Source organism: Streptomyces sp. NPDC060027 (genome assembly GCF_042737005.1).
GTDB lineage: Bacteria > Actinomycetota > Actinomycetes > Streptomycetales > Streptomycetaceae > Streptomyces.
Genome location: NZ_JBHWVI010000023.1, coordinates 1 through 22,209, shown reverse-complemented (window position 1 = coordinate 22,209; position 22,209 = coordinate 1). Strand labels below are relative to the sequence as shown.

At 71.7% G+C, this 22,209-nt stretch carries 22 protein-coding genes; 14 read left to right on the top strand and 8 right to left on the bottom strand.

Going from position 1 to position 22,209, the window contains the following annotated elements:
• The first annotated feature begins 26 nt into the window (after positions 1-26).
• The 6 genes from ACFWBT_RS08730 to ACFWBT_RS08705 all read left to right on the top strand — a co-directional run bounded on the left by ACFWBT_RS08730 (position 27) and on the right by ACFWBT_RS08705 (position 5,480).
• Positions 27-989, top strand: coding sequence for a serine/threonine-protein kinase (locus ACFWBT_RS08730; protein ID WP_385697457.1), 963 nt, complete (start codon positions 27-29; stop codon positions 987-989).
• Positions 976-1,440: a hypothetical protein gene (locus ACFWBT_RS08725; protein WP_385697456.1), complete on the top strand. Its 465-nt coding sequence runs from the start codon at positions 976-978 to the stop codon at positions 1,438-1,440. Before ACFWBT_RS08730 ends, ACFWBT_RS08725 begins: the two co-directional genes overlap by 14 nt.
• Before the next feature lie 115 nt (positions 1,441-1,555).
• On the top strand, positions 1,556-2,710 hold the full coding sequence (locus ACFWBT_RS08720; RefSeq protein WP_385697454.1) for a hypothetical protein: 1,155 nt from the start codon (positions 1,556-1,558) through the stop codon (positions 2,708-2,710).
• Positions 2,711-2,727: 17 nt separating this feature from the next.
• A complete protein-coding gene (locus tag ACFWBT_RS08715) occupies positions 2,728-3,489 on the top strand; it encodes a hypothetical protein (protein ID WP_385697453.1) in 762 nt (253 codons plus the stop codon).
• 27 nt (positions 3,490-3,516) lie between these two features.
• Entirely contained in the window at positions 3,517-4,323 is an 807-nt protein-coding gene (locus ACFWBT_RS08710; protein ID WP_385697452.1) for a PP2C family serine/threonine-protein phosphatase, read from the top strand.
• Entirely contained in the window at positions 4,320-5,480 is a 1,161-nt protein-coding gene (locus ACFWBT_RS08705; RefSeq protein ID WP_385697450.1) for a hypothetical protein, read from the top strand. Before ACFWBT_RS08710 ends, ACFWBT_RS08705 begins: the two co-directional genes overlap by 4 nt.
• Before the next feature lie 67 nt (positions 5,481-5,547).
• Here ACFWBT_RS08705 and ACFWBT_RS08700 read toward each other — a convergent pair whose 3' ends face one another.
• The 6 genes from ACFWBT_RS08700 to ACFWBT_RS08675 all read right to left on the bottom strand — a co-directional run bounded on the left by ACFWBT_RS08700 (position 5,548) and on the right by ACFWBT_RS08675 (position 11,928).
• The gene (locus ACFWBT_RS08700) at positions 5,548-6,156 is read right to left on the bottom strand and encodes a hypothetical protein (protein ID WP_385697449.1); all 609 of its coding nucleotides are present in this window, start codon (positions 6,154-6,156) and stop codon (positions 5,548-5,550) included.
• The gene (locus ACFWBT_RS08695) at positions 6,143-7,690 is read right to left on the bottom strand and encodes a substrate-binding domain-containing protein (protein WP_385697447.1); all 1,548 of its coding nucleotides are present in this window, start codon (positions 7,688-7,690) and stop codon (positions 6,143-6,145) included. The genes ACFWBT_RS08700 and ACFWBT_RS08695 overlap by 14 nt, the downstream gene beginning before the upstream one ends.
• Positions 7,687-8,859, bottom strand: a complete 1,173-nt coding sequence (locus ACFWBT_RS08690) for a toxic anion resistance protein (RefSeq protein WP_385697445.1) — start codon at positions 8,857-8,859, stop codon at positions 7,687-7,689. Before ACFWBT_RS08690 ends, ACFWBT_RS08695 begins: the two co-directional genes overlap by 4 nt.
• Before the next feature lie 12 nt (positions 8,860-8,871).
• Complete coding sequence (locus ACFWBT_RS08685) at positions 8,872-9,945, bottom strand: hypothetical protein (RefSeq protein WP_385697443.1); 1,074 nt, start codon at positions 9,943-9,945, stop codon at positions 8,872-8,874.
• 224 nt (positions 9,946-10,169) lie between these two features.
• The gene (locus ACFWBT_RS08680; RefSeq protein ID WP_385697442.1) at positions 10,170-10,592 is read right to left on the bottom strand and encodes a hypothetical protein; all 423 of its coding nucleotides are present in this window, start codon (positions 10,590-10,592) and stop codon (positions 10,170-10,172) included.
• Between the two features lie 124 nt (positions 10,593-10,716).
• Positions 10,717-11,928 carry a pyridoxal phosphate-dependent aminotransferase gene (locus ACFWBT_RS08675; RefSeq protein WP_266762220.1) on the bottom strand — a complete coding sequence of 404 codons (1,212 nt, stop codon included), beginning with the start codon at positions 11,926-11,928 and terminating at the stop codon, positions 10,717-10,719.
• 126 nt (positions 11,929-12,054) lie between these two features.
• On the opposite strand from ACFWBT_RS08675, the gene ACFWBT_RS08670 reads away from it, so the two are divergent.
• The 3 genes from ACFWBT_RS08670 to ACFWBT_RS08660 all read left to right on the top strand — a co-directional run bounded on the left by ACFWBT_RS08670 (position 12,055) and on the right by ACFWBT_RS08660 (position 14,258).
• A complete protein-coding gene (locus ACFWBT_RS08670; protein ID WP_385697440.1) occupies positions 12,055-12,759 on the top strand; it encodes a hypothetical protein in 705 nt (234 codons plus the stop codon).
• A gap of 181 nt (positions 12,760-12,940) precedes the next feature.
• Positions 12,941-13,210: a hypothetical protein gene (locus ACFWBT_RS08665; protein ID WP_385697438.1), complete on the top strand. Its 270-nt coding sequence runs from the start codon at positions 12,941-12,943 to the stop codon at positions 13,208-13,210.
• Between the two features lie 160 nt (positions 13,211-13,370).
• Positions 13,371-14,258, top strand: a complete 888-nt coding sequence (locus ACFWBT_RS08660; protein ID WP_385697437.1) for a serine protease — start codon at positions 13,371-13,373, stop codon at positions 14,256-14,258.
• A 20-nt stretch (positions 14,259-14,278) separates the two neighbouring features.
• Here ACFWBT_RS08660 and ACFWBT_RS08655 read toward each other — a convergent pair whose 3' ends face one another.
• Both ACFWBT_RS08655 and ACFWBT_RS08650 read right to left on the bottom strand, forming a co-directional pair.
• Positions 14,279-15,907, bottom strand: a complete 1,629-nt coding sequence (locus tag ACFWBT_RS08655) for an amidohydrolase family protein (protein ID WP_385697435.1) — start codon at positions 15,905-15,907, stop codon at positions 14,279-14,281.
• Positions 15,908-15,923: 16 nt separating this feature from the next.
• Positions 15,924-17,201: an amino acid deaminase gene (locus ACFWBT_RS08650; RefSeq protein WP_385697434.1), complete on the bottom strand. Its 1,278-nt coding sequence runs from the start codon at positions 17,199-17,201 to the stop codon at positions 15,924-15,926.
• Between the two features lie 147 nt (positions 17,202-17,348).
• On the opposite strand from ACFWBT_RS08650, the gene ACFWBT_RS08645 reads away from it, so the two are divergent.
• The 5 genes from ACFWBT_RS08645 to ACFWBT_RS08625 all read left to right on the top strand — a co-directional run bounded on the left by ACFWBT_RS08645 (position 17,349) and on the right by ACFWBT_RS08625 (position 22,178).
• Positions 17,349-18,440 (top strand): sugar kinase, encoded by a 1,092-nt coding sequence (locus tag ACFWBT_RS08645; protein ID WP_385697432.1) that lies wholly within the window; start codon positions 17,349-17,351, stop codon positions 18,438-18,440.
• Entirely contained in the window at positions 18,437-19,204 is a 768-nt protein-coding gene (locus tag ACFWBT_RS08640; protein WP_385697430.1) for an IclR family transcriptional regulator, read from the top strand. Before ACFWBT_RS08645 ends, ACFWBT_RS08640 begins: the two co-directional genes overlap by 4 nt.
• Before the next feature lie 7 nt (positions 19,205-19,211).
• Entirely contained in the window at positions 19,212-19,622 is a 411-nt protein-coding gene (locus tag ACFWBT_RS08635; RefSeq protein ID WP_385697428.1) for a RidA family protein, read from the top strand.
• Positions 19,623-19,802: 180 nt separating this feature from the next.
• Positions 19,803-21,326 (top strand): GntP family permease, encoded by a 1,524-nt coding sequence (locus tag ACFWBT_RS08630; RefSeq protein ID WP_385697426.1) that lies wholly within the window; start codon positions 19,803-19,805, stop codon positions 21,324-21,326.
• 84 nt (positions 21,327-21,410) lie between these two features.
• Complete coding sequence (locus ACFWBT_RS08625) at positions 21,411-22,178, top strand: hypothetical protein (RefSeq protein WP_385697425.1); 768 nt, start codon at positions 21,411-21,413, stop codon at positions 22,176-22,178.
• Positions 22,179-22,209 lie beyond the last annotated feature (31 nt).

Below are 22,209 nucleotides of genomic sequence, written 5' to 3'. Positions count from 1 at the left end.
GGGTGCGTACGCCTGTCAGTGACCCCATGAAGATCGGTCCCTACCGCATCGTGGGGCGGCTCGGCTCCGGCGGCATGGGATGGGTGTATCTCGGCCGCTCGCCCTCCGGGCGCGAGGTGGCGGTGAAGGTGGTGCGGCCCGAACTCGCGGCCGAGGACGAGTTCCGGGAGCGCTTCGCGCGCGAGGTCGCGGCGGCACGCGTGGTCAGCGGCGCGTACACCGCGGCCGTCGTCGACGCCGACACCGAGGCCGAACTGCCCTGGCTGGCCACCCTGTACGTGCCGGGCCCCTCGCTCGCCGAGGCGGTCCACACCGACGGGCCCCTGCCCGAGCCGCAGGTACGGCGGCTCGGCGCCGGCCTGGTCGAGGCGCTCCAGGCCATCCACGCGGCACGCGTGGTGCACCGTGACCTCAAACCGGCGAACGTGCTCCTCGCCTCCGACGGGCCGCGCGTCATCGACTTCGGGATCTCCCGCGTCGACGGCGCCCCCGGTCTCACCCAGGTCGGCGTCGTCGTCGGTACTCCGCCCTTCATGTCGCCCGAGCAGATCAAGGGAGCCGCGGTGGGCCCGCCCAGCGACGTCTTCTCCCTCGGCGGGGTCCTCGTGTACGCCCTCACCGGGCGCCCTCCGCACGGCGGCGGAGAGGCCGTGCGCTACCGGGTCGTCCTCGCCGAACCCGAACTCGACGGCATGTCCGGGCCGATGCGGGAGCTGGTCGCGCGCTGCCTGGCCAAGCGGCCCGAGGACCGGCCCCAACTGGACGATCTCCTGGCCGGGTTGCTGGAACATGAGCCCCGGCAGGCGGTCTGGCCGCCGCCCACGGTGGCCCACAGCATCAAGGCGCGCACCCAGGACCTGATGAAGCGCCGCAAGGAGAGCAGCAGCGTGTCCGTACCCTCTTGTCTGCTGTCGCACGCCCAGGCGCTGCTCGACGCCGGTCTGACCGACGCCATGGTCGCCGAGGCGGTGGGCCGTGGCGACGCCTGAGTCCCTTTCCGGCCGTGGCCACGAGATCCTGGAAATCGGCACGCACTGGCGGCAGCTGGTGCAGAACTGGGTGGCCAGACGGAATTACCACACCGCGACCGACACCGTTTCCGTCTCCATGCAATTCGACCTGGAGGAAACGGGCCGGATGGTCACCGTGCGATTCATGACGACCAAGAGGCTGCTGGTCGCCTTCGCGACGGACGGGCATTATCTGCGCCGGGACCAACTCGCCGTCGCCGCGGCAGCGTCGAACGCGTGGAATACCGAACAACTGAACCCCATGTTGTCCGTGTGGGATGTACGGGGCCCGCGCCCTTGTCTCGCGGGGGTGTGCGACCTTCCCCTGACCTGTCGCCTGACGCAAACAGATTTCGATGCTTTGGCCAGCGATTGGGTGGAACGGGCGAGACAGATGTTCACCCGCTGCCATCAGGTGTTCGAGTTGTAGAAGATATGCCTGTCGCGTGACTCAAACCCTTCCGGACGCCCGCCGGTTTCCGCCACTATGGGCGAGTGCCTTTCAGGGCCACGGGGGTGTTTCTTTGGGCCACGGGGGGTTTTCGATGCGGCGTCGGCTTTCCTTCACCATGCTTTCCGGACTGCTGGCCGCACTCGCTCCGGCGGGACCGGCGACGGCTGCCGAGCCGTGCGGCGCGCACTTCGACCAGCGGCTCCAGTGCTGGTCCCGGTCGATCGACGAGGGGACCGTTCACGTCACCCTCGACCGGGCGGTGCCGTTCGACGGCGCTGCCGAGGACCGCGAGCGATTCGAGAAGGCACTGTTGGCGCAGCGCCAGGGACTCGTGGTCGAGGTGCCCCGAGGCGGCCGTACCGGAGAGGGCGGAACGGCACTCCTCATGCTGGCGGAGCCGAACGCGAGGCTCGTCGCGGAGGACGCCGTCATCGACCCGCCGGGACCGAAGACCCTGGACGAACTGGACACCGTCGGGGTGTGCAGATCCAAGGACGGCAAGGAACTCTGCGCGCCGCTCCGCGAGGGCCGCGCCCTCAAGGGCCGCGAGCTCATCGCAGCGCGCCTGGCCGTGGACCTCTCCCGGCACACGTACACCGTCTCCGGCTCCCAGGACCCGCCACCCGTCACGCCGGACCCCACCGGGACCTCCCCGTCCGGCGGGACCGGCCAGAACGACAAGAACGGCGAGACCGGCAAGAACGGCCGGAACACGGAGCCGGGGAACGTCGTCGACCCCGGTTCGGAACCCGGCTCCGACCCGGTCGCCGATTCCGGCTGGGACACCGCCACCCAGGTGCTCGCCGTCCTCTGCGCCGTACTCGTCCTCCTCCTCGGACTGCTCCTCTTCCTGATCCGCCGTTCCTCCCACGCTGTCGGCACCCTGTCCCGGCGCGCGCTCGCCGCGCCGGGCATCGGCGCCGTACCGACCGTCGCCGCGCCGCGCACCCGGGCGCCCGACGAGGCCACCACCCGTCTCAGGGTCACGCCGACGCCCCGCCACGGACGGCGGGTCGGCAACGTACCGGGACCCGTCAGGGCCGCCGTCGTCCGCACCGAACTGCACCCGCAGGGCTATGTCGAGGTCGACCACGTGCTGTACCGGGCGGTATGGGCCGAGCCGGGACGCCCGCCGCCCGCACCCGGCGGACTCGTCGACGTCACCGACGCACGGGAACGGGACTCCGACGTCCTCTACGCGTTTCCGCCGACCACCGGACGGCACGCCAAAGCCGGCCGGCCCTGAGACCAGGAGAGATCCCCATGCACAGCGAATACCCGCCCACCCTGCCGGCGGAATACGCCGACATCGAGTTCGAGAACAACGCCCAGCGGCTGCCGCTCGTGCTCTGTCTCGACATCTCCAGCTCCATGGCGGGTCAGCCCATCCAGACGCTCAACAACGCGCTCGCCGAGTGGACCCGGGAACTGCACGACGACGTCAGCCTCAGCTACAGCGTCGAGGTCGCCGTGGTCACCTTCGGCGGCAACGGCGTCGCGGCCTGGCGCGGGCCCCAGCTCCTCGCCCCACGCGCCCCGGTGAGCCCCTTCGTGCCCGCGCACATGTTCCAGCCGCCGCGGCTCGCCGCCGCCGGAGTCACCCTGATGACCGAGGCCCTCGAACTGTCCATGCACATCGTCGCCGCCCGCAAGGCCGAGCTGCGCGCCTCCGGACTCCAGTACTACCGGCCGCAGATCTGTCTGGTCACCGACGGACTGCCGACCGACGTCACCGGCCATCTCACCGACACCTGGCACCGGTTGATCCCGGTGCTCGCGGACGAGCAGCGGGCCCGCCGTTTCCGGCTGTACGCGATCGGCGTCGGCGGGATCACGGACAGGGGCGAGCAGGTGCTCCAGGCGTTCGCGCCGAAGTTCAACGCCCGGCTCCAGGGATTCCCGTTCCGCGAGCTGCTCCAGATGATGTCCGCGAGTGCCAACGCCGAGCAGAAGGGGGCGGGCGACGAGGTCTTCGAGAAGATCTTCAGCCAGTTCAAGACACAGCGCCCGGCCTGGGAATCGTGACCGATGACCGGATGGGATTCCTGACTGATGACCGGAGTCGACGAGCGGGAGACGCCGTGGCGGATCCACGGCATGAGTGTCGAGGGCTACCGGCACCGCCGCCAGGGGCTGCCCTGCCAGGACGCCTGCGCGTACGCGGTGACCGCGTCCGTGGCGGTCCTCGCGGTCGCGGACGGCGCGGGCAGCAGACCGCGCTCCGAGGAGGGCTCGCGCCTCGCGGTCGAGCTGGCCGCCGAGCACTTCGCGCGCCGGGCCGCCACCGCGGCGGACCGCCGTCCCGGTGAGGCCGTGCACGAGCTGCTGGAGGACGCCTTCCACGACGTCTGCAAGGTGTTCCTGGACCGGACGGGTGCCGACGCGGCGGACTTCGCGACCACGCTCACCGTGGTCGTGCTCGCGCGGGGCTGGCTCGGCCATCTGACCGTGGGCGACGGCTTCGTCGTCCTGCGGGCCGGTACGGAGGACGGTGAGCGGCAGTTCCATCTGCTGCCGCAGCCGGCGGCGGCCAGCGAGTACAGCAACGAGACGGTCTTCCTGACGTCGCCGGACGCGGCCCGCTGGGTGCACACCGACTGTGTGTCCGACGAGGGGATCGACGGGGTGCTGCTGTCCACCGACGGACTGGCGCAGGCCGCGCTCAACCGTTCCGGAGGCGGCGCGCTGTCCCCGAACGCGTCGTTCGCGGAGGCCGTCTTCCGCTCCCTCGACGTTCCCGGTCCGGTGAGCGAGACCGCCCACGATGGCCTCGCGACCCTCCTCCGGTCGGACCGGCTCACCGCCCTCAACGCCGACGACAAGACCCTGCTGCGGGCCGTGCTCAAGGCGCGCCCATGAGCGGCCTCACCGTGTTCCTGGACGGCAAGCCGGTCACCCTCGCCGAGCTGCCCCTCAAGGGCGGCGGCCAGGCGGCCGTCTTCCCCGTCGTCGGCGACGACGGCATCGTCGTCAAGCTGTACCGCGAACCCCCGGGCCCCGAGCAGGAGCGCCGACTGAAGCGGATGCTGACCATGTCCCCCCTCGCGGCCCGCCCCACCGACGCCTCCCAGCCGCCCGAACTGGCCTGGCCGACCGCCCTCGCCCGCGGCGCCCAGGGCGAGTTCCTCGGCTACGCCATGCGCCGCTTCGGCGAACCCCAGCACGTCCAGCTGATCGGCCTGTTCACCCGGGCCCAGCGCCTCAAGCTCTTCGCCGACCGGGCGGACTGGCGCTTTCTGCTCGGCGTCGCCTGGAACCTCGCCTTCATGACCGCCCGCATGCACTACGACAACCTCGTCATCGGCGACTTCTCCAGCAGCAACGTCGTCGTCGACGCCAACGGCTTCGTCACCTTCCTCGACTGCGACTCCATCGCCTTCGACGACCCGGTGACCGGGGAACTCTTCCCCTGCCTGATGCACACCACCGACTACTCGTCCCCCGAGCGGCAGGCCGGCGGCCCCGCCACCCGCGCCACCGACGACTTCGCCCTCGCGGTCCTCGTCTACCAGCTGCTGACCGCGGGCAACCACCCCTTCGGCGGCGTCCCGCACGACAGCGCCTCCGAGTCGACCGTCAAGGACAACATCGCCGCCAGCTGCTCGTACGTCGTGCGCCCCGAGCGGGTGGTCATCCCGCGCGGCACCATCGACCCCTCCGTGCTCCCGCCCGAACTCCTCGCCCTGGCCCGCTCCGCCTTCGGCCCCGGCGTGCACGACCCGGCCACCCGGCCCCCGGCCGAGGCGTGGCTGCGCGCCCTGGACAAGGAGCGCGCGCTGGTACGGGTCTGCCCGGGCCGCCCGCTGCACGCGTTCGGCTCGCATCTGACCGCGTGCCCCTGGTGCACCCGGGCGGCGCTCACCGGGCACGACGTGTTCAACGGGCCCGCCGCGGTGCCGGCGCAGGGCGCGCCGCCGCAGCCACCGACGCCGGGTGAGCCCTGGCCCGCGGCGCTGAAGGTGGCGCTGCTCGTGCTGGTGGTCGTGATCCTGGTGGTGATCGCGGCCAGCGCGTGATCCGCGGTCATGGCCGGCGGGTGCCGCGGTCACCGCCGACGGCCGCCGGCACCGGGGAAGGCCGCGGTCACTGCGAGCGGCCGCGGTCCTCCAGGTACCGGGTGTGCGACTCCTGGCGGCGCGCCTCCGTCTCCCGCAGGGCCGCCGCGAGCCGCTCCGACTCCTCGTGGAGCAGGCCGAGCTGACGTTCCAGGTGGCGCTCCGGGGGTTCGGTGCCGGGGGTCAGGCGGGTCCACCACCGGGTGCGGACGAAGGTGTCGACCGCCTCGGGGATGTCCTGCCGTACGGCGCGCGACAGGGCGTGCACGCCTTCCGGGTCCTGGGCGAGGACCTCGGCGACCCAGCCGGGGTCGAGCAGGGCCGCGAGGACCTCGGTCAGCTCGGTGAGTCGGCCCGCGGCGGCCGGGGGCAGCTCCACGCCGTCCAGGTACGCCCGCAGCTTGTCGAAGTCGGCCCGCAGTTCCTCCAGTTGGGCCGAGGGGTCCGGGAAGTCGGGAAGGGCGGGGCGTTCCGGCGGGGCGATCAGCGCGCCCGCGCCGTACAGACCCGCGACGACGGCCGGCCAGTACGGGCCCGCGACCCCGGCGAAGGTCAGCGCGAGTCCGGCGATCCCGCACGCGCTGCCGGCGAGGTTCTTGCGCGACTCCAGGAAGCCGGCGAACTTACTGGTAGCCACGGATCTCCTCGAAGGCGCCGTCCAGCGAGCTCTTCCGGGCATCGAAGAGACGGCCGCCGGTCAGGTCGGCGATGTGCTGGAGTTCGCCGCGGTCGGAGTCGCCGAACAGGATGGGGAAGACGGGGATCTGGCGCTGCCCGCCCGGCAGCCGGCCGTAGAACGCGTCGAAGTCGGACGGGCCCGCGCCGCTGGTGTTCTCGCCGTCCGTCATCAGCACGATCGAGGTGAACGTGTCGTCGTCGGCGCCCAGATGCTCGTACGCCTTCTCCAGCGAGGTGTAGATCGCGGTGTCGCCGTCGGCGCTCAGCGCGCGGGTGTCCTCGCGGATCGCGTCGAGCCCGGCCTTCGGGTTCTCCGGGCGGACGACGTGCGTGCGGACGCTCTTGACCTCCGAGCCGAACGGCATGAAGGTCACTTCCTCGCGGTCGCGGAAGTCGCCGGTCAGATCGCGGAGCGCCTTCTTCAGCCGGTCGAGGCGGTCGCCGTCCATCGAGCCCGAGGTGTCGAGGACGTAGACCGTCCTGGACGGCCGGCGCAGCTTGTTCTCGTAGGAGTCGAGGAGCCGGTCGGCGACGGACCGGCTTCCCGGGAAGGGGAGTTCACGCCGTCGTCCGGTGTCGAGGCCGGCCGCCGGGGCGACCGAGGCGACGACCGGGCGGCGGTGTGTCCGCTCGGTGATCCGCTTCTGGGTGGCCGGTGAGCGCAGCGCCTCGGCGAGGCGCCGGACGGTCTCGCGGGTGTCCTTGGAGGACGCTGCCAGGGAGGAGAGCGGATAGTCGGCGGTCACCACGCCGTCACGCGGGCGGATGACCGTCAGGCCTCGCACGCCCTTGAGGACGGACTCGTAGTTGAGCAGGGCGTCCACGGTGCCGCGGCGCTCGTAGGCGGTGGCCTGCCAGCCCGACGAACCCGACGTCAGCTTCTGCCCCTTGAAGAACTCCCGCAGTTGCGGCGTCGCCTTGTCCACGTCGGCGTCCGTGAGCGCCGACTGGGCGCCGGACAGTCCGGAGGCCACCGAGATCAGGGTGGAGAAACCGGAGTTGGAACGCGCCGGATCGGTCATGCCGTACGTCAGTTTCCCGTCCGTCACGGCCTTCTCCACCTGCGACCAGGTGACGTCCTCCGGCTTCCAGCCGAGGCCGCTCAGCGTCGTCGTCCTGACGCCGATGGCCACCGGGCTCGACATGACCGGCGTCTCCGAGACGACCTTCCTCGCGGCGTCGGGGCGCAGGTGCAGATAGGCGTTGGAGGAGAGCCACAGGGCGTCGAACCGGTCGTCCGCCGTGCCCCGCGCGATCAGGTCCACGGCGGCGAGCGTGCCCATGTAGGTGGGCTCGACCGTGATGCCGGTGTCCTGCTCGATCCGGTCCAGTACCGGCTTCATGTCGGAGAGTTCGCTGGAGGCGAGGACGCGGAGGGTGCCGGGCTCGGGGGCGGCGTCGCCGCCGGGCTTCCGTTCCTTCTGGGTGGCCGTGCAGGCGGTGACCGCGAGCAGGGCCAGGACGGCGCAGGCCGTCCGTCGGACCGCCCTCATCCGAGCCCGCCCTCCAGGGCTCCCTGCGCGCGGCTGCGCTCCAAGTAGGCACCGGCGTGCTGGAGTTCGGTGGTCAGGGACTCCACGGTCGCGGCCATCGTCTCGGTCGCCTGCACCTTGTACGTGTCGATCGCGTCCAGGGTGCGGTAGATCTGCTGGAAGGCGTCGCGGAGGGTCTCGGCGCCGACGGCCGGGTCGGCGGCGATGCGCTGGATCTCGCCGCTCTGGGTGGCGAGCATCTCGGCGTTGCCGCGGATGAGGTCCTCGGTCGTGCCGCGCAGGGCGTTGACCTGGTCGACGACCTTGCGCTGGTTGTCGAGCGCGGAGGCGAGCATCACGGAGATGCGCAGCGCGGAGACCGTGGTGGTGGCCGCGCGGTCGACGCCCTTGATGAGTTCCTCGTTGTTGCGCCGGACCACGTCCATCGCCAGATAGCCCTGGGCGCACACCGCGAGCTGGGTGAGCAGGTCCTGGTGCTTCTGCCGGACCGGGAAGAGCACGTCGGAGCGGAGCGTGTCGGCCTGCGCGGGGTCCGCGGCGTCGACGCCCGCGATGTGGTCCTCGACCGCGGTGTCCAGGGCCTGGGTCAGGACGACGTACTCCTGGAGCTTGCCCATCGTCTCCCAGAGCCGGACGCGTTCGGTCCCCAGTGCCGCGCTGTCCCGGCGCAGTTCGTCCTGGCCGCCGCGCAGCGAGCCGACGATCTTGTTCAACGTGCCCTGGGCGGAGGCGTACTTGGCGACGTGGTCGCGCAGTTTGTTGCCGCCCGGCAGCCTGGACAGGAACTTCCTGCCCTTGCTCGCGGACAGGTCGCGCGGGTCCAGGTCCTCGACCACGCGCCGGAGTTCGACGAGCGAGCCCGCGACCTGCGACTGGGCGTCCTCGCCCTGGGAGGGCAGACTGCGGATCGTCCGCTCCAGCATGCGGTTGGACTGGGCGGCGGCGCCGCGCATCTCGCTCGACCCCAGCCCGGCGATCTCCCCGACCTTGCCCGCGAATTCGGGCGAGCGGGCGTCCAGGTGGGCAAGTCCGCCGACGTACTCCGCGGCGCGTCGCGCCATCTCGTCCCGCGTACCCGGGTCGACGGGGACGAGTCCGCCGGCCTTCTCGCGGGGCACGGGCGCGACGGCCTCGGGCGGCGTGAGGGTGAATGTCTCTTCGGTGGTCATGTGCGCTTCCCCCTAGTTCCCGGCCCGGCGCGCCATCTCGTGCAGCACCTTGGAGGCGGGCACGGGCGCCTGCCGGACGCCGGTCAGCTTCTGGTTGAGATAGGTGGCGTGGGCCGCGGTGGCCGCCGTGAACTCGGCGGTCGCGCCCTGCGGCCGGAATCCGTGCCGGACGGCGAGCTTGCGCAACTCCGGGTCCTTGCTGAGGAGTTCACCCAGCGCGCGGCCCTCGGGCGTGAGCGGTACGACCGTGTGGTCGCTGTTCGCTGTGGTGTCCGGGTAGAGGACCGTGAGGTCGCCGGTGTCCTGGCCCTCGGCGAGCAGGGCGGCGACCTGTGACTCGTAGACGAGGACGAGCGGATTGCCGGCGCCGCTGACGAAGTCCCCGAACTCCGCGTCGGTGCTGGACTGCTGGGCACCCTGGACGCTGATGAGGCGGTGCATCAGGGGCGCCGTGCGGTCGACGGCGGCGCTGTCGGCGGCGACACGCCCGCCGTCGGCGACATAGGACGCGGCGGCCAGATAGAGGGCGCCGGAGTTGGAGGTCTCAGGGTCGGTGCTGGCGATGTACAGCGTGCCGGTCAGTTCGCCGTGCGCCTTCGCGCCCTTGAGCTGCTGCCAGGTCCGCTCGTGCCGGGCCGCGTCCAGATAGGCGGCCATTCTCAGCGTGCCGGTGTTCTTGCCGAGGGTGGCAAGACCGTTGGCGGCGAGGACCCGGGCCGCGCTGCGGTGGGCCACCACGACGAGGGGCGAGTAGAAGGGCCGGGGCAGGGGCCGGCGGACGTGGTACTTGTCCGCGAGCTCGTCCGCCGGGGCCTGACTGGAGGGGAAGGCGAAGTCGTACCCCTTGAGGTCGAGGCCCTCCATGGCCCAGGACCCCGAGGTCTCCGTCTTCACGGTGTAGCCCTGGGCAGCGAGGGCCTTCACCACGTCGGGGTCGGCGAAGAACTCCGCCTTCTCCGAACCGATCACTCCTTGCACGGTCTTCGTTGCCGTGCCCTTGTCCTGACCAGTGCGGCCTGCGACGACGGCTGCTGCCACTCCGCCGATCAACAGGACCGCCAGGACGATTCCTGCGATGCGTCTCACGCCTGGAGCGTGCACCTCGGAATCCAACGTTCCCGGTCTCGGGGGGTGAACACCGGGTGACCACCGCGTCCCGGTACGCAACCGGAGGGAGGACCGCCGCTACGCGGGCGCGTGAAGGGCGCGGAGGGTCGGCGCGGCGGCTTGTGGCACCCGGTCCGCGCGTCGCTGCGGGAGCGCGCGGACCGGGGCCGTACGAGGGGCCTCGGGCTCGGGGAGCCCGGGGCTCAGTGGGTGGCCAGCTCGCGGGGTCCGACGGCCAGGGCGTGCGCGTCCATGCGCTCGGCGGAGAGGATCGCGGCGGCCGTGTCGGCGCGGGAGGCCGCGACGACGAGGGCGCGGCCCGCGAGGGCGTGGGCGCGACGGTGAAGGGTCGCGAGGCGGGACGCGGGGGGCGCCGCGGCGGCCGGGGCGCGGACCGGCGCGGTGCCGCCGCGCAGCCGTGTCACCTGCTCAGTGAGCCGGTCGGCGCCGGCGTCCAGGTCCGCGGACGGCGCGAGCGCGCGGATCTCGTCCGTCACGGCGAGCAATGCCGCGAGGTGACCGGCGAGCTGGATGTCCAGCTCCTCCTCGCGCGACCGGTGGGGGAAATCGGAGGAAGGGGTGCCGGCCATCGTGTGGACCGACTTCGTGCGGATCGGTTCGTACATGGGATGGCCTCCTGTGCCTGACAGGAAGCCATCCTAGCTTGGATTCCGTCTAAAGTTGAGCCGGTTCGCGGAATGGGTCGCGACGCGTACACAGGGTGAGCGCGCCCCGCTCCGCCCGCGGGCGTCACGGCTGGCTGTAGCCGTCCAGGAACGTGCCGATCCGGGTCACCGCGTCCGTCAGATCCCCGACCGTCGGCAGGGTGACCACCCGGAAGTGGTCCGCCTCGGGCCAGTTGAAGCCGGTCCCCTGGACGACCATGATCTTCTCGCGGCGCAGCAGGTCGAGCACCATCTGCCGGTCGTCCTTGATCTTGAAGACCTTCGGGTCCAGACGCGGGAAGAGATACAGCGCCCCCTTCGGCTTCACGCAGGTCACACCGGGGATCTGCGTCAGCAGCTCGTGCGCGACGTCCCGCTGTTCCTTCAGGCGCCCGCCCGGCAGGACCAGGTCGCTGATCGTCTGCCGCCCGCTGAGCGCCGCCACCACCCCGTGCTGCCCCGGCATGTTCGCGCACAGGCGCATGTTCGCGAGGATCGTCAGTCCCTCGATGTAGGACTCCGCGTGCGCGCGCGGCCCCGAGATCGACATCCAGCCGACGCGGTAGCCCGCCACGCGGTACGCCTTCGACATGCCGTTGAAGGTGAGGGTGAGCAGATCCGGGGCGATCTTGGCGGTCGCGGTGTGCGTGGCGTCGTCGTAGAGGATCTTGTCGTAGATCTCGTCGGAGCAGACCAGCAGATTGTGCCGCCGGGCGATGTCCGTGAGCCCCCGGAGCATGGCTTCGTCGTACACCGCGCCGGTCGGGTTGTTCGGGTTGATGATGACGATCGCCTTGGTGCGGTCGGTGACCTTCCGCTCCACGTCCGCGAGGTCCGGCATCCAGTCGGACTGCTCGTCGCAGCGGTAGTGCACGGCCGTGCCGCCGGACAGGGAGACCGCCGCGGTCCACAAGGGGTAGTCCGGGGCCGGTACGAGGACCTCGTCGCCGTCGTCCAGCAGGCCCTGCATCGCCATCACGATGAGCTCGGAGACGCCGTTGCCGATGAAGACGTGCTCGACGTCCGTCTCGATGCCGAGGGTCTGGTTGTGCATCACGACCGCGCGGCGGGCGGCGAGCAGGCCCTTGGCGTCTCCGTAGCCGTGCGCCGAGGAGACGTTGCGGAGGATGTCCTCGAGGATCTCGGGCGGACACTCGAACCCGAAGGCTGCCGGGTTGCCCGTGTTGAGCTTGAGGATGCGGTGACCGGCCGCTTCGAGCCGCATCGCCTCCTCAAGAACCGGACCCCGGATCTCGTAGCAGACGTTGGCGAGCTTCGTGGACTGGATCACCTGCATGTCCGTGAGCTTACGGCCGTGTAACGCACACCGGGGCGTGTTTTTCACCACGTGAGACGTGGCGATTCGAGCCTCTTTGTCCGCGCGCTACTCCGAAAGCCCTGGTGGTCCCTAGAATGCGCGATCATGTCCTGGCAGTCCGGCGATTCCGAAGCCCGGCCGAAGGTGTACCTCCCACAGGGCGACGGGGAGACTCCTCCGGCCTATGAGACGTACACCGATCCGGCCGAGGCGCACGGCTGGCGGAAGGCGTACACGGACGGCGACGACACCGCCCTTCTCTACGCGGTGCCCGGGGACGGCGCCGTGCCCGGGGACCCGGCGGGGCGGCACGAGCGGCTGCTGCGCCGCCGGCGTGCCCGGCTGACCCGGCGGCTGGCCGTGGCCGGGGGCGCGGCGTGCGTCGTCGTCCTCGGCGTCGTCTTCGTGGGGGCCTTCGACTCCGGGGCGGCCGACGGGACGGGCGGCACGCCCGTGAGGACGGCCGGGCCGGTGCGTCTCGCGACGGGGCCCGCGCAGTCGGCCGAGGGATCCACCGCGGCCACGTCGGCTCAGCCGCCGGCCACCGGGCCGGACACCGCGTCGGCGTCGGCCGCCGCCTCGGCCACCGCGTCCGGGAGCGCGGGCGCCGCCTCGCCGGGCGCGACCACCAGCGCGGGGGGCCCTTCCATGGCCCCGACGCCGCCCGCCCCCTCCACGCCCCCCGAGTCCACCGCGCCTCCGGCCTCCGCGTCCACCGCGCCCCCGACCTCCGCGTCCGCCTCGGCGACGGGTGGCTCCATCGGCGGCCATGGCCATGGGCATGGCGGCGGCGGAGGGCGGCACAGGTAGCCGCCGGTCCCCGTGGGTCGGCCCTGCCGCCCGGGGAGATAGGGCACGGAATTCTCGTGTGCCCGCAACCCGCGCCGGATCAAGAGGCTCGACGGCCACCCCGGGCGCGACACCCGGTTCGCCGAGCTGCTGTAGGCGCAGGGCGCCTGCGTCCGGGTGGCCACGGACCGGGAACGGGACCGTGCCGAGCACGTCCTCGGCGTCACCCGGATCGACCTGCTCATCTCCGCGGCGCGGCGCGGCGCGGACCGGACCGGACCGGGGTGCGGGACTCACCGCCCTGCTCGGCCGGCGGGAGAGCGAGTGGTGTCCCGGACCCGCCGTCTTCCTCACCGGCCGCACCGCCCCGAACCGCGAGGCCCGTGCCGGGGCGCTCGACGCGCGGGTCGCCACGAGCGGCGCGCTGCTCTTCCGCTCCGCCGAGGAGGCGTACGAACAGGCCGCCCCCTAGGGCGTGTTGCGGACACTCCCTAGGCCGGAAACCGCTCCTTGCCCGCCTTTCCCTCCCCCCTCACAATGCACATGACAAACAGATGGCCGGAAGACCTCCGGTCAACGGAAGGCGACCGGATGACCTTCGGCCGCCCCAAGTCGCAAGAGGGGACCCCCACATGAGAAAGCCTCTCGTCGCCGCTCTCTTCGCCCTGGTGATGACCGGGGCGGGCGCGGCACCCGCGGTCGCCGCACCCGCGCCCGAGTCCGCCCCCACGCACGTGTCGGCCAAGGCCGTCCCGGCGGACACCGGGGCGGCCGCGCCCACGCTCCAGGCCGTCAACCTGGCCGGGACCGTCGCGCTCAGCAACTGCTCCGGCTCGGTCGTCCGCTTCCCCAACTCGGCGGACACCGACCCGGCGCTCGTGCTCTCCAACGGCCACTGCCTGGAGACCGGCTTCCCGGACCCCGGTGAGGTGATCGTCGGGCAGTCGTCCAGCCGGACCTTCGGTCTGCTCAACGCGGCCGGCACCAAGGTCGCCACGCTGCGGGCCAGCAAGGTCGCCTACTCCACGATGACCGACACGGACATCACGATCTACCAGCTCACCAGCACCTACGCGACCATCAAGAACTCGTACGGCATCAACGCGCTGACCGTGCAGAACACGCACCCGACCGCCGGCACCGCCATCACCGTGGCCTCCGGCTACTGGAAGCGGCTCTACAACTGCAGCATCGACGGCTTCGTGTACCGCCTCAAGGAGGGCGACTGGACCTGGAAGGACTCGGTCCGTTACACCTCCGCCTGCAACACCATCGGCGGCACCTCGGGCTCGCCGGTCGTCGACCAGTCCACCGGCAAGGTCGTCGCCGTCAACAACACCGGCAACGAGGACGGCGAGCGCTGCACGGTGAACAACCCGTGCGAGGTCGACGCGAGCGGCAACGTCACCGTCCGCCAGGGCATCAACTACGCCGAGGAGACCTACCAGATACCGGCCTGCTTCACGACCGGCAACAAGCTCGACCTGACCGCGAGCGGGTGCGTCCTGCCCAAGCCGTAGTGCCGCGGGAGGGCGGGCGGTCACGCCGTGCGGCGGACCGCCCGTCCCGCCAGTACGTCCGTCCTGCGCCCGTCCTCGACGACGAAACGGCCGTCGATCAGGACATGCGGGATGCCGGTCGGCAGGGTGCGCGGCGCCGCGAAGGTCGACCCCGCCGCGACCGTCGCCGGGTCGAAGAGGACCAGGTCGGCGCGGTACCCCTCGCGGACGAGGCCGCGGTCGGGCAGTCGCAGCCGGGCCGCCGGGCGGCCGGTGAGATGGGCGACGCACTCCTCCAGGGAGAGGACACGCAATTCCCGCACGTACCGGCCGAGATAGTGCGGGAAGGTGCCGTACGCGCGCGGATGCGGTTTGTCGCCGCGCAGGATGCCGTCGGAACCGCCGGTGTGCACGGGGTGCCGCATGATCGCCCGGACGTTCTCCTCGTGGCCGACGTGCTGCAGGATCGTCGGGCCGAGGCGGTCCTCGATCAGCAGACGGCGGGCGGTGGTCCAGGGGGCCTCGCCGCGCAGGTCGGCGGATTCCCGGACCGTGCGGCCGACGTACGACCCGAGGTCCGGGTCGGACACCCCGGAGATCTCGATCGTGTCCCACTCGATGGGGACACCGTGGCAGCCGTCGGCGCCCACGACCTCCATGTGGTGCCGGACGCGTTCGGCGGTCGCGTCGTCCCGCAGCCGGGCGAGAACCGCCTCCGGTCCGCCCTCGCCCGCCCAGCTCGGCAGCATCGCCACGAGCGTGGTGCACCCCGGGGTGTACGGATAGGTGTCCAGGCTGATGTCCGCGCCCTCCGCCAGCGCCTTGTCCAGCAGGGCGAGGAGGTCGGGCGCCTTCCCCTCGTTCACGCCGAAGTTCATGGTGGCGTGGGCGAGATGGAGCGGGCAGCCCGCCTCTCGCGTGAGGGTCACCATCTCCTCGTACGCCTCCAGGGCGCCCGCCCCGTAGGAGCGGTGATGCGGGCAGAAGTAGCCGCCGTGCTCCGCCACCACCTTGCACAGGGCGGTGAGTTCGGCGTCCTCGGCGTACATCCCGGGGGTGTACGTCAGCCCGGAGGACATGCCGACCGCGCCCTCCCGCAGCCCGTCCGCCACCAACCGCCGCATCCGGTCCAGCTCCTGGGGGGTCGCCTCGCGGTCCTCCCAGCCGACGGCGAGCATGCGGACGGTGCCCTGGGGGACGAGGTAGGCGGCGTTCACGGCGATGCCCTCGCCGTCGAAGCCGTGGTCCAGACGGTCCAGGTATTCGCCCACGGAGCGCCAGGTGAAGTCGATGTCGTCGCCGTGGCCGTTCCAGCCGGTGATCGTCCGGCGGACCTCGGCGAGCGTACGGTCGTCGACCGGCGCGTACGACAGGCCGTCCTGGCCGATGACTTCGAGGGTCACGCCCTGGGCGGCCTTCGCGCTGTGGTCCGGGTCCCGCAGCAGCGCGAGGTCGCTGTGCGCGTGCATGTCGATGAAGCCGGGGGAGAGCACGAGACCCTCGGCGTCCAGCTCGCGGGTGCCGCGCGGCCGCTGGCAGCCGGCCGCTGCGGCCTCCTTGACGATCGCGACGATCCGGCCGCCCTTGACGGCCACGTCGGCGCGGTAGGTGGCCGCGCCGCTGCCGTCGGCGACGTCCACGTCCTGGATGACCAGGTCGGCGTGATCCATGGGGCGTCTCCGGCTTCTAGAAGAACGTGCGGATGTAGTCGACGACCGTGCCGTCCGCCTCGACCAGCGGGATCAGCTGCCACTTGTCGAAGGACGTGCACGGATGGGACAGGCCCATGCCGAGCCAGTCGCCGACCTCCAGATCCGCCTCCGGCGCCGTACGCAGCCAGGCGTGCTGGTCGGAGAGCCCGCTGACCTCGATACCGGCCGCGGGACGCTCGGCACCGTCCCGGCGCACCACCTGGGCGAAGGGGAGGTCGAGGTCGTGGGCCGCGTCCCGCTTGCCCGCGTTGCTGAAGGCCTGCTCGGCGGAGGGCCGGGAGACGACCTGCGACCAGAGGCGGAACGCCGGGTGCAGGGCACCCTCCTCCGGGACGCGGGCGAACGGCGTCAGCTTGCGGTAGTGGCCGCCGTCGTGCGAGACGTACGCACCCGAACGCAGCAACTTCAGGACGGGGAGGGAGAGTTCCGGGATCTCCGCGAAGACGTCGGCGACCGCGTCGAACCAGGCGCTGCCCCCCGCGCTGACGACGACCTCGTCGAGGCCCTTGAAACGTCCGGAACCGTCGAACTCCACCGCGAGCGCGGTCAGCCGCCGCAGCCAGGCGTGCACCCGCCCGGGATCCGCGTCCGGGACCTCGCCCTCGTATCCCGCGACGCCGACCAGCCGGAGGGTCGCCGTCGCCGCCACCGCGTCCGCGACCGCCGCGCACTGCGCCTCCGTACGCACGCCGGTACGGGCGCCCTCGCCGGCGGCGAGCTCGACGACGACGTCCACCGGGCGGGCGCTCCCGCGCAGCGCGGCGTCCATCAGCTCCACACCGCGCACCGAGTCGACGTAGCAGACGAACCGGAAGCCGGGGTCCCTGGCCAGCTCGGTGGCGATCCACCGCAGGGCCGCCGCGTCGACGAGTTCGTTCGCGAGGAAGATCCGGTCGATGCCGAACTCCCGTGCCACGCGGACCTGGTGGGGGACCGCGAGGGTGATGCCCCAGGCGCCGCGCTCGATCTGCCGCCAGAACAGCTGAGGCGCCATGGACGTCTTGCCGTGCGGGGCGAACGCGAGGCCGTGCCGGGTGGCGTACGTCTCCATGAGTTCGAGGTTGTGGGTCAGGCGCTCGGCGGAGAGGGCGAGGACGGGGGTGGTGAAGCCGTCCGTGAAGAGGTTGCGGCGCTGGGCGGCCAACTCGCCGACGCTCAGGCCGTCCGCGTCCGGGGGCAGGCCCTTGAAACGGTGGTCGACGCGGTCCGCCGCGAGAGCGGCCAGCGGTGCGGCGGCGGTGTCGGCACTCATGGGGCCTCCTTGGTCTGCCCGGATGCGTTGCACACTGTGCAACGCTCATTGCGTATGTCGCTCACTGCTGTCTAACATCCCAGCCAACGCAGGGTCAACGGTGCCGTTCGCCGCCGTCGGCCGCCAGAGCGAGGAGCCCCGACCGACGTGACCAGCAACGGACCCGCAGGTGCCGCGTCCTCCGACGCCGACCTCGACACCGTCGAGGTGGTGGCGCTCGGCGAGTCCATGGTCACCTTCCTGCCCACCCGGGCCGGGCGCCTCGCCGACGTGCCGTCGTTCGAGCGGGGCATCGGCGGCGCGGAGTCCAACGTGGCGTGCGTGCTCGCCCGTGCCGGTCACTCCGCGCGCTGGGTCGGCAGGGTCGGCGCCGACGGGTTCGGCGACCACCTGGTGGAGGCGATCACCGCGTACGGCGTCGACACCTCCGCCGTACGCCGGGACCCCGACCGCCCGACCGGCGTCTACTTCCGCACCGCGGGCGACCGGGGGACCGACGCCCACGAAGTCGCCTACTACCGGGCCGGATCCGCCGCCTCCGCCATGACCGCGCGGAACATGGACCTGGCCGCCGCCCGCTCGGGCCGCGTGCTGCACCTGTCCGGCATCACCGCCGCACTCTCCGACGACTGCCTCGCCCTGATGCGCGAACTGACCGCCCCACGGCCCGGTCGCCCCCTCGTCTCCTTCGACGTCAACCACCGCCCGGGGCTGTGGCGCGACCCCGAAGGGCCGCGCGTCCTGCTCGACCTCGCGCGCGGCGCCGACATCGTCTTCGTCGGGGACGACGAGGCCCGCGAGGCCTGGGGGCTGCGCGGGGCCCGCGCGATCCGCGAGGCACTGCCCGAACCGGACCTCCTGGTCGTCAAGTACGGCAAGGGCGGAGCCGTCGTGTTCGACAACGACGCCCCCGAGGGGACCGAGGACGCCACCGGCACCGCCACCTTCGTCCGGGCCCTGCGCGTCGACGTCGTCGCGGCCGTCGGCGCCGGCGACGCCTTCGCCGCCGGGTTCCTCTCCGCCACCCTCCGCGGCCTCCCCGTCCGCGACCGGCTGCGCCACGGCCACCTGATGGCCGCCGCCGCCCTCACCGTGCCCGGCGACCTCGCCGAACCGCCCGCCCGCGGGCACGCCGACCGGCTGGCCGCTCTCGACGACCGCGCGTGGGAGACACTTCGACTCGGCCCCGGCTGGACCGAAGCCGACGCACGGGCCGCCGAGGAGGTACGCACGCCATGAGCCAGACCGTCGACCGAGCGCTGAGCATCCTGCCCCTGCTCGCCGAGGGCCCCGCAGACCTCGGTCAGGTCGCCGACCGCCTCGGCGTCCACAAGTCCACCGCACTCCGTCTGCTGCGCACCCTGCACGAGCACGGCCTCGTGTACCGCCAGTCCGACCAGCGCTACCGCCTCGGCGCCCGCCTCTTCGCCCTCGCCCAGGAGGCCGTCGAGAACCTCGACGTCCGCGAGATCGCGCACCCCCACCTCGTCCGCCTCAACGAACAGTGCGGACACACCGTCCACCTCGCCGTCCACGAGGAGAACGAGGTCCTCTACATCGACAAGGTGGAGAGCCGCTACCCGGTGCGCATGTACTCGCGGATCGGCAAACCCGTCGCCATCACCGTCGCGGCGGTCGCCAAACTGCTCCTCGCCGACCTGCCCGAGGCCGAGCGCCGCGCCCTCGCCGACAAGCTCGACTACCCCATGTACACAGCCCGTTCGACCCCCAGCGCCCCCGCCTTCCTGAAGGAGCTGGCGACGGTACGCGAACAGGGCTGGGCCACCGACCTCGGCGGCCACGAGGAATCCATCAACTGCGTCGCGGCCCCCGTCCGCGGCGCCGACGGACGCGTCTGTGCCGCCATGTCGGTCTCCGCGCCCAACGTCGTCGTCACCGCCGACGAACTGCTCACCCTGCTCCCGCTGGTGCGCCGTACGGCGGACGCCATCAGCCGCGACTACTCCGGCAAAGCCCCCACGAAGGAAGCACCGAAGGAATGATCACCGCATGACCGACAAGATCGCCCTCACCCCGAAGACCCACACCACCCCGCCCGCCAAGTTCTCGCACGGCGTGAAGAAGGGGAACATCCTCCAGGTCGCCGGCCAGGTCGGCTTCCTGCCCGCCGAGGAGGGCAAGCCCCCGACGCCCGCCGGGCCGACCCTGCGCGAGCAGACACTGCAGACCCTCGCCAACGTCAAGGCGATCCTCGAGGAGGGCGGCTCCGGCTGGGACGACGCGATGATGATCCGCGTCTACCTCACGGACGTCGGCCACTTCGCCGAGATGAACCAGATCTACAACCAGTACTTCGAGGACCAGGGCCTCACCGCGCCCCCCGCCGCCCGCACGACGGTCTACGTCGGCCTGCCGGCCGGACTCCTCGTCGAGATCGACGTACTCGCCGTTCTCGGCTGACGTCCGCTCACCGGCAGGACGTCCGCTCTCCGGGCTGACGTCCTCTCCCCGGGCTGACGCCCGATCACCTCCCGCACCGCGTACGTCGTCACGGTGCGGCACCCGCCGAATCCGGGGTGCCGCACCGCGATCCGCCCTGCCCGAAAGCCCGATGGACTGACGAAAACGAGGCCCCCCGACATGTCGTCGTATCCGCTCGCAGCGACAGCCCCGGCCCCGGAGACACCACCCCACACCGGTGGTCTCCTGCTCCTTCTCGACGGCACGGCCGGACTGCTCACGGTCGCCGCCCTCGGAATCGCGCTCCTCCTCTTCCTGATCATCAAGGTCAGGCTCCAGCCGTTCGTCGCCCTGCTCGCCGTCTCCATAGCCGTCGGCCTCGCCGCCGGACTCTCCGTCACGGAACTGTTCGGCACGGTCCAGAAGTCCACCGCGGTGTCGGTCATCGAGACGGGCATGGGCGGCATCCTCGGCCATGTCGCGATCATCATCGGCCTCGGCACGATGCTCGGGGCGATCCTCGAAGTCAGCGGCGGCGCCGAGGTGCTGGCGTCCCGGCTGCTCAACCTTTTCGGCGAGAAGCGGGCCCCGCTCGCCATGGGCCTGACCGGCCTGATCTTCGGCATCCCGGTCTTCTTCGACGTCGGCATCTTCGTCCTCGCGCCGCTCGTCTATGCCGCCGCCAAGCGCTCCGGCAAATCGATCCTGCTCTACTGCCTGCCCCTGCTCGCCGGCCTGTCGATGACCCATGCCTTCCTGCCGCCGCACCCCGGCCCGGTCGCCGCCGCGGGACTGCTGCACGTCCAGCTCGGCTGGGTCATCCTCATGGGCATCGTCTGCGGCATCCCCGCCGTGCTGGCCGCCTGGGTCTACTCCGCCTGGATCGGCAAGCGGATCTTCGTCCCCGTACCGCAGGACATGGTCGAGGCCGCCGCCGAGGCCAAGCTGGCCGTCATCGAGGAACAGCGCGCCGCGGGGACCCTGCGGCCGGGTGGAGCCGGGAGCGCGGAGGACGGCGCCGAGCCGCAGGAGAAGCCGGTGCCGCTCGGCACGGTCCTCGGCATCATCGGTACGCCCCTGGTGCTGATCCTCGCGGCGACGTTCTCCTCGATCGCCCTCGATCCTTCCACCTTGCGTTCGGTCATCGAGTTCTTCGGCAGCCCCTTCGTGGCCCTCACGATCGCCCTGGTCCTCGCCTACTACCTGCTCGGCATCCGGCGCGGCTGGTCCCGCAAGTCCCTGGAGACCGTGTCCACTTCGTCCCTGAAGCCGGTCGGCAACATTCTGCTCGTGGTCGGCGCCGGCGGCATCTTCGGAGCCGTGCTGAAGGCGAGCGGAGTCGCCCAGGCCCTCTCGGACACCTTCAACGACGTAGGCCTCCCGGTGATCTTCCTGGCCTACCTGATCTCCCTGGTCCTGCGCGTCGCCCAGGGCTCGGCGACGGTCGCGATCGTCACCACGGCCGGCATCGTCGCTCCGCTGCTCGTCGAGGGCGACCACTCCCAGGCCTTCGTCGCCCTGGTCATCATGGCGATCTCGGCGGGTTCCATCTTCGCCTCGCACGTCAACGACGGCGGCTTCTGGATGGTGGCCAAGTACTTCGGCATCAGCGAGCGCGACACCCTCAGGACCTGGACCGTTCTGGAGTCGGTGCTGTCCGTCGCGGGGTTCGCCGTGGCCGCCGCGGTGAGCCTCTTCGTATAGCCGCGGTGCCCCTTCGTGTAACAGAGGCATCGCTAAGTCGGGGCTGGCTGTGTCCGACACAGGATCTTCGACCATACTTCCGCTGTGGAGCAGCGCATAGGTTCGAAGAGCCAGCCCCTGGACGCCGCCGCGGTGAACCCGGCCTACATCCCCGGGCTTACGTCACCCGTGCCGGCGGAGCCGAAGGACGAGGTCGAGGAGACCGAGGAGGCCGCCGCCGAGGGGACCGTCTCCGACGAGACGGTCTCCGACGACGCGGCGTCCGACGAGGCGCCCGCCGCCGAGACCCCGAAGGAGTCCGTGACCGAAGAGGAAACAGACTCGGGGTCGGAACAGGAGGGCGGGTCGGAACCGGAATCCGGCCCCGACCCCGACGGACCCGCCTTCGAGGCATCCGACCGGCGCGCCTCGGTCACGGCCGACCACAGCGGCGTACGCCTGCGTCTGGACGACCAGGAGGCGGAGTTCCGCTGGGACGAGATCGGTGCCGTCGAGACGGAGTCGCCGCGCTTCGGCAAGCGGTTCACCGTCACGGTGCACACGCCGGACCGCCGTTGGTATCCCCTGGAGATCGAGGCGAGCGCCCGGTCACGCTTCAAGGAGTGGGAGGAACAGCTCGACGCCGTCCTGGACGCCTACTTCGAGGACGGCGACGACACGGAGGACGCCGAGGACACCAAGTCCGCCGAGGTGTCTGAAGTGTCCGAGGTCCCTGAGGTCTCTGAGGTGTCCGAGGGGATCGAGGCACCCGACGCTTCCGACGACGCGTCCGAGGCCACGGATGATTCCGACGGGTCCGAGGCGCCCGATTCCGACGCGTCCGGGACGAAGGTCGAGGGCCAGAAGCCTTAACCGGTACGGGGAACCGCGCGCCCGGTCACGC

Coding starts and splice junctions, on each gene's coding strand:
- ACFWBT_RS08730 (WP_385697457.1), top strand. CDS start 27: ATGAAGATCGGTCCCTACCGCATCGTGGGGCGGCTCGGCTCCGGCGGC.
- ACFWBT_RS08720 (WP_385697454.1), top strand. CDS start 1,556: ATGCGGCGTCGGCTTTCCTTCACCATGCTTTCCGGACTGCTGGCCGCA.
- ACFWBT_RS08715 (WP_385697453.1), top strand. CDS start 2,728: ATGCACAGCGAATACCCGCCCACCCTGCCGGCGGAATACGCCGACATC.
- ACFWBT_RS08710 (WP_385697452.1), top strand. CDS start 3,517: ATGACCGGAGTCGACGAGCGGGAGACGCCGTGGCGGATCCACGGCATG.
- ACFWBT_RS08705 (WP_385697450.1), top strand. CDS start 4,320: ATGAGCGGCCTCACCGTGTTCCTGGACGGCAAGCCGGTCACCCTCGCC.
- ACFWBT_RS08695 (WP_385697447.1), bottom strand. CDS start 7,690: ATGAGGGCGGTCCGACGGACGGCCTGCGCCGTCCTGGCCCTGCTCGCG.
- ACFWBT_RS08690 (WP_385697445.1), bottom strand. CDS start 8,859: ATGACCACCGAAGAGACATTCACCCTCACGCCGCCCGAGGCCGTCGCG.
- ACFWBT_RS08680 (WP_385697442.1), bottom strand. CDS start 10,592: ATGTACGAACCGATCCGCACGAAGTCGGTCCACACGATGGCCGGCACC.
- ACFWBT_RS08675 (WP_266762220.1), bottom strand. CDS start 11,928: ATGCAGGTGATCCAGTCCACGAAGCTCGCCAACGTCTGCTACGAGATC.
- ACFWBT_RS08670 (WP_385697440.1), top strand. CDS start 12,055: ATGTCCTGGCAGTCCGGCGATTCCGAAGCCCGGCCGAAGGTGTACCTC.
- ACFWBT_RS08660 (WP_385697437.1), top strand. CDS start 13,371: ATGAGAAAGCCTCTCGTCGCCGCTCTCTTCGCCCTGGTGATGACCGGG.
- ACFWBT_RS08655 (WP_385697435.1), bottom strand. CDS start 15,907: ATGGATCACGCCGACCTGGTCATCCAGGACGTGGACGTCGCCGACGGC.
- ACFWBT_RS08650 (WP_385697434.1), bottom strand. CDS start 17,201: ATGAGTGCCGACACCGCCGCCGCACCGCTGGCCGCTCTCGCGGCGGAC.
- ACFWBT_RS08640 (WP_385697430.1), top strand. CDS start 18,437: ATGAGCCAGACCGTCGACCGAGCGCTGAGCATCCTGCCCCTGCTCGCC.
- ACFWBT_RS08635 (WP_385697428.1), top strand. CDS start 19,212: ATGACCGACAAGATCGCCCTCACCCCGAAGACCCACACCACCCCGCCC.
- ACFWBT_RS08630 (WP_385697426.1), top strand. CDS start 19,803: ATGTCGTCGTATCCGCTCGCAGCGACAGCCCCGGCCCCGGAGACACCA.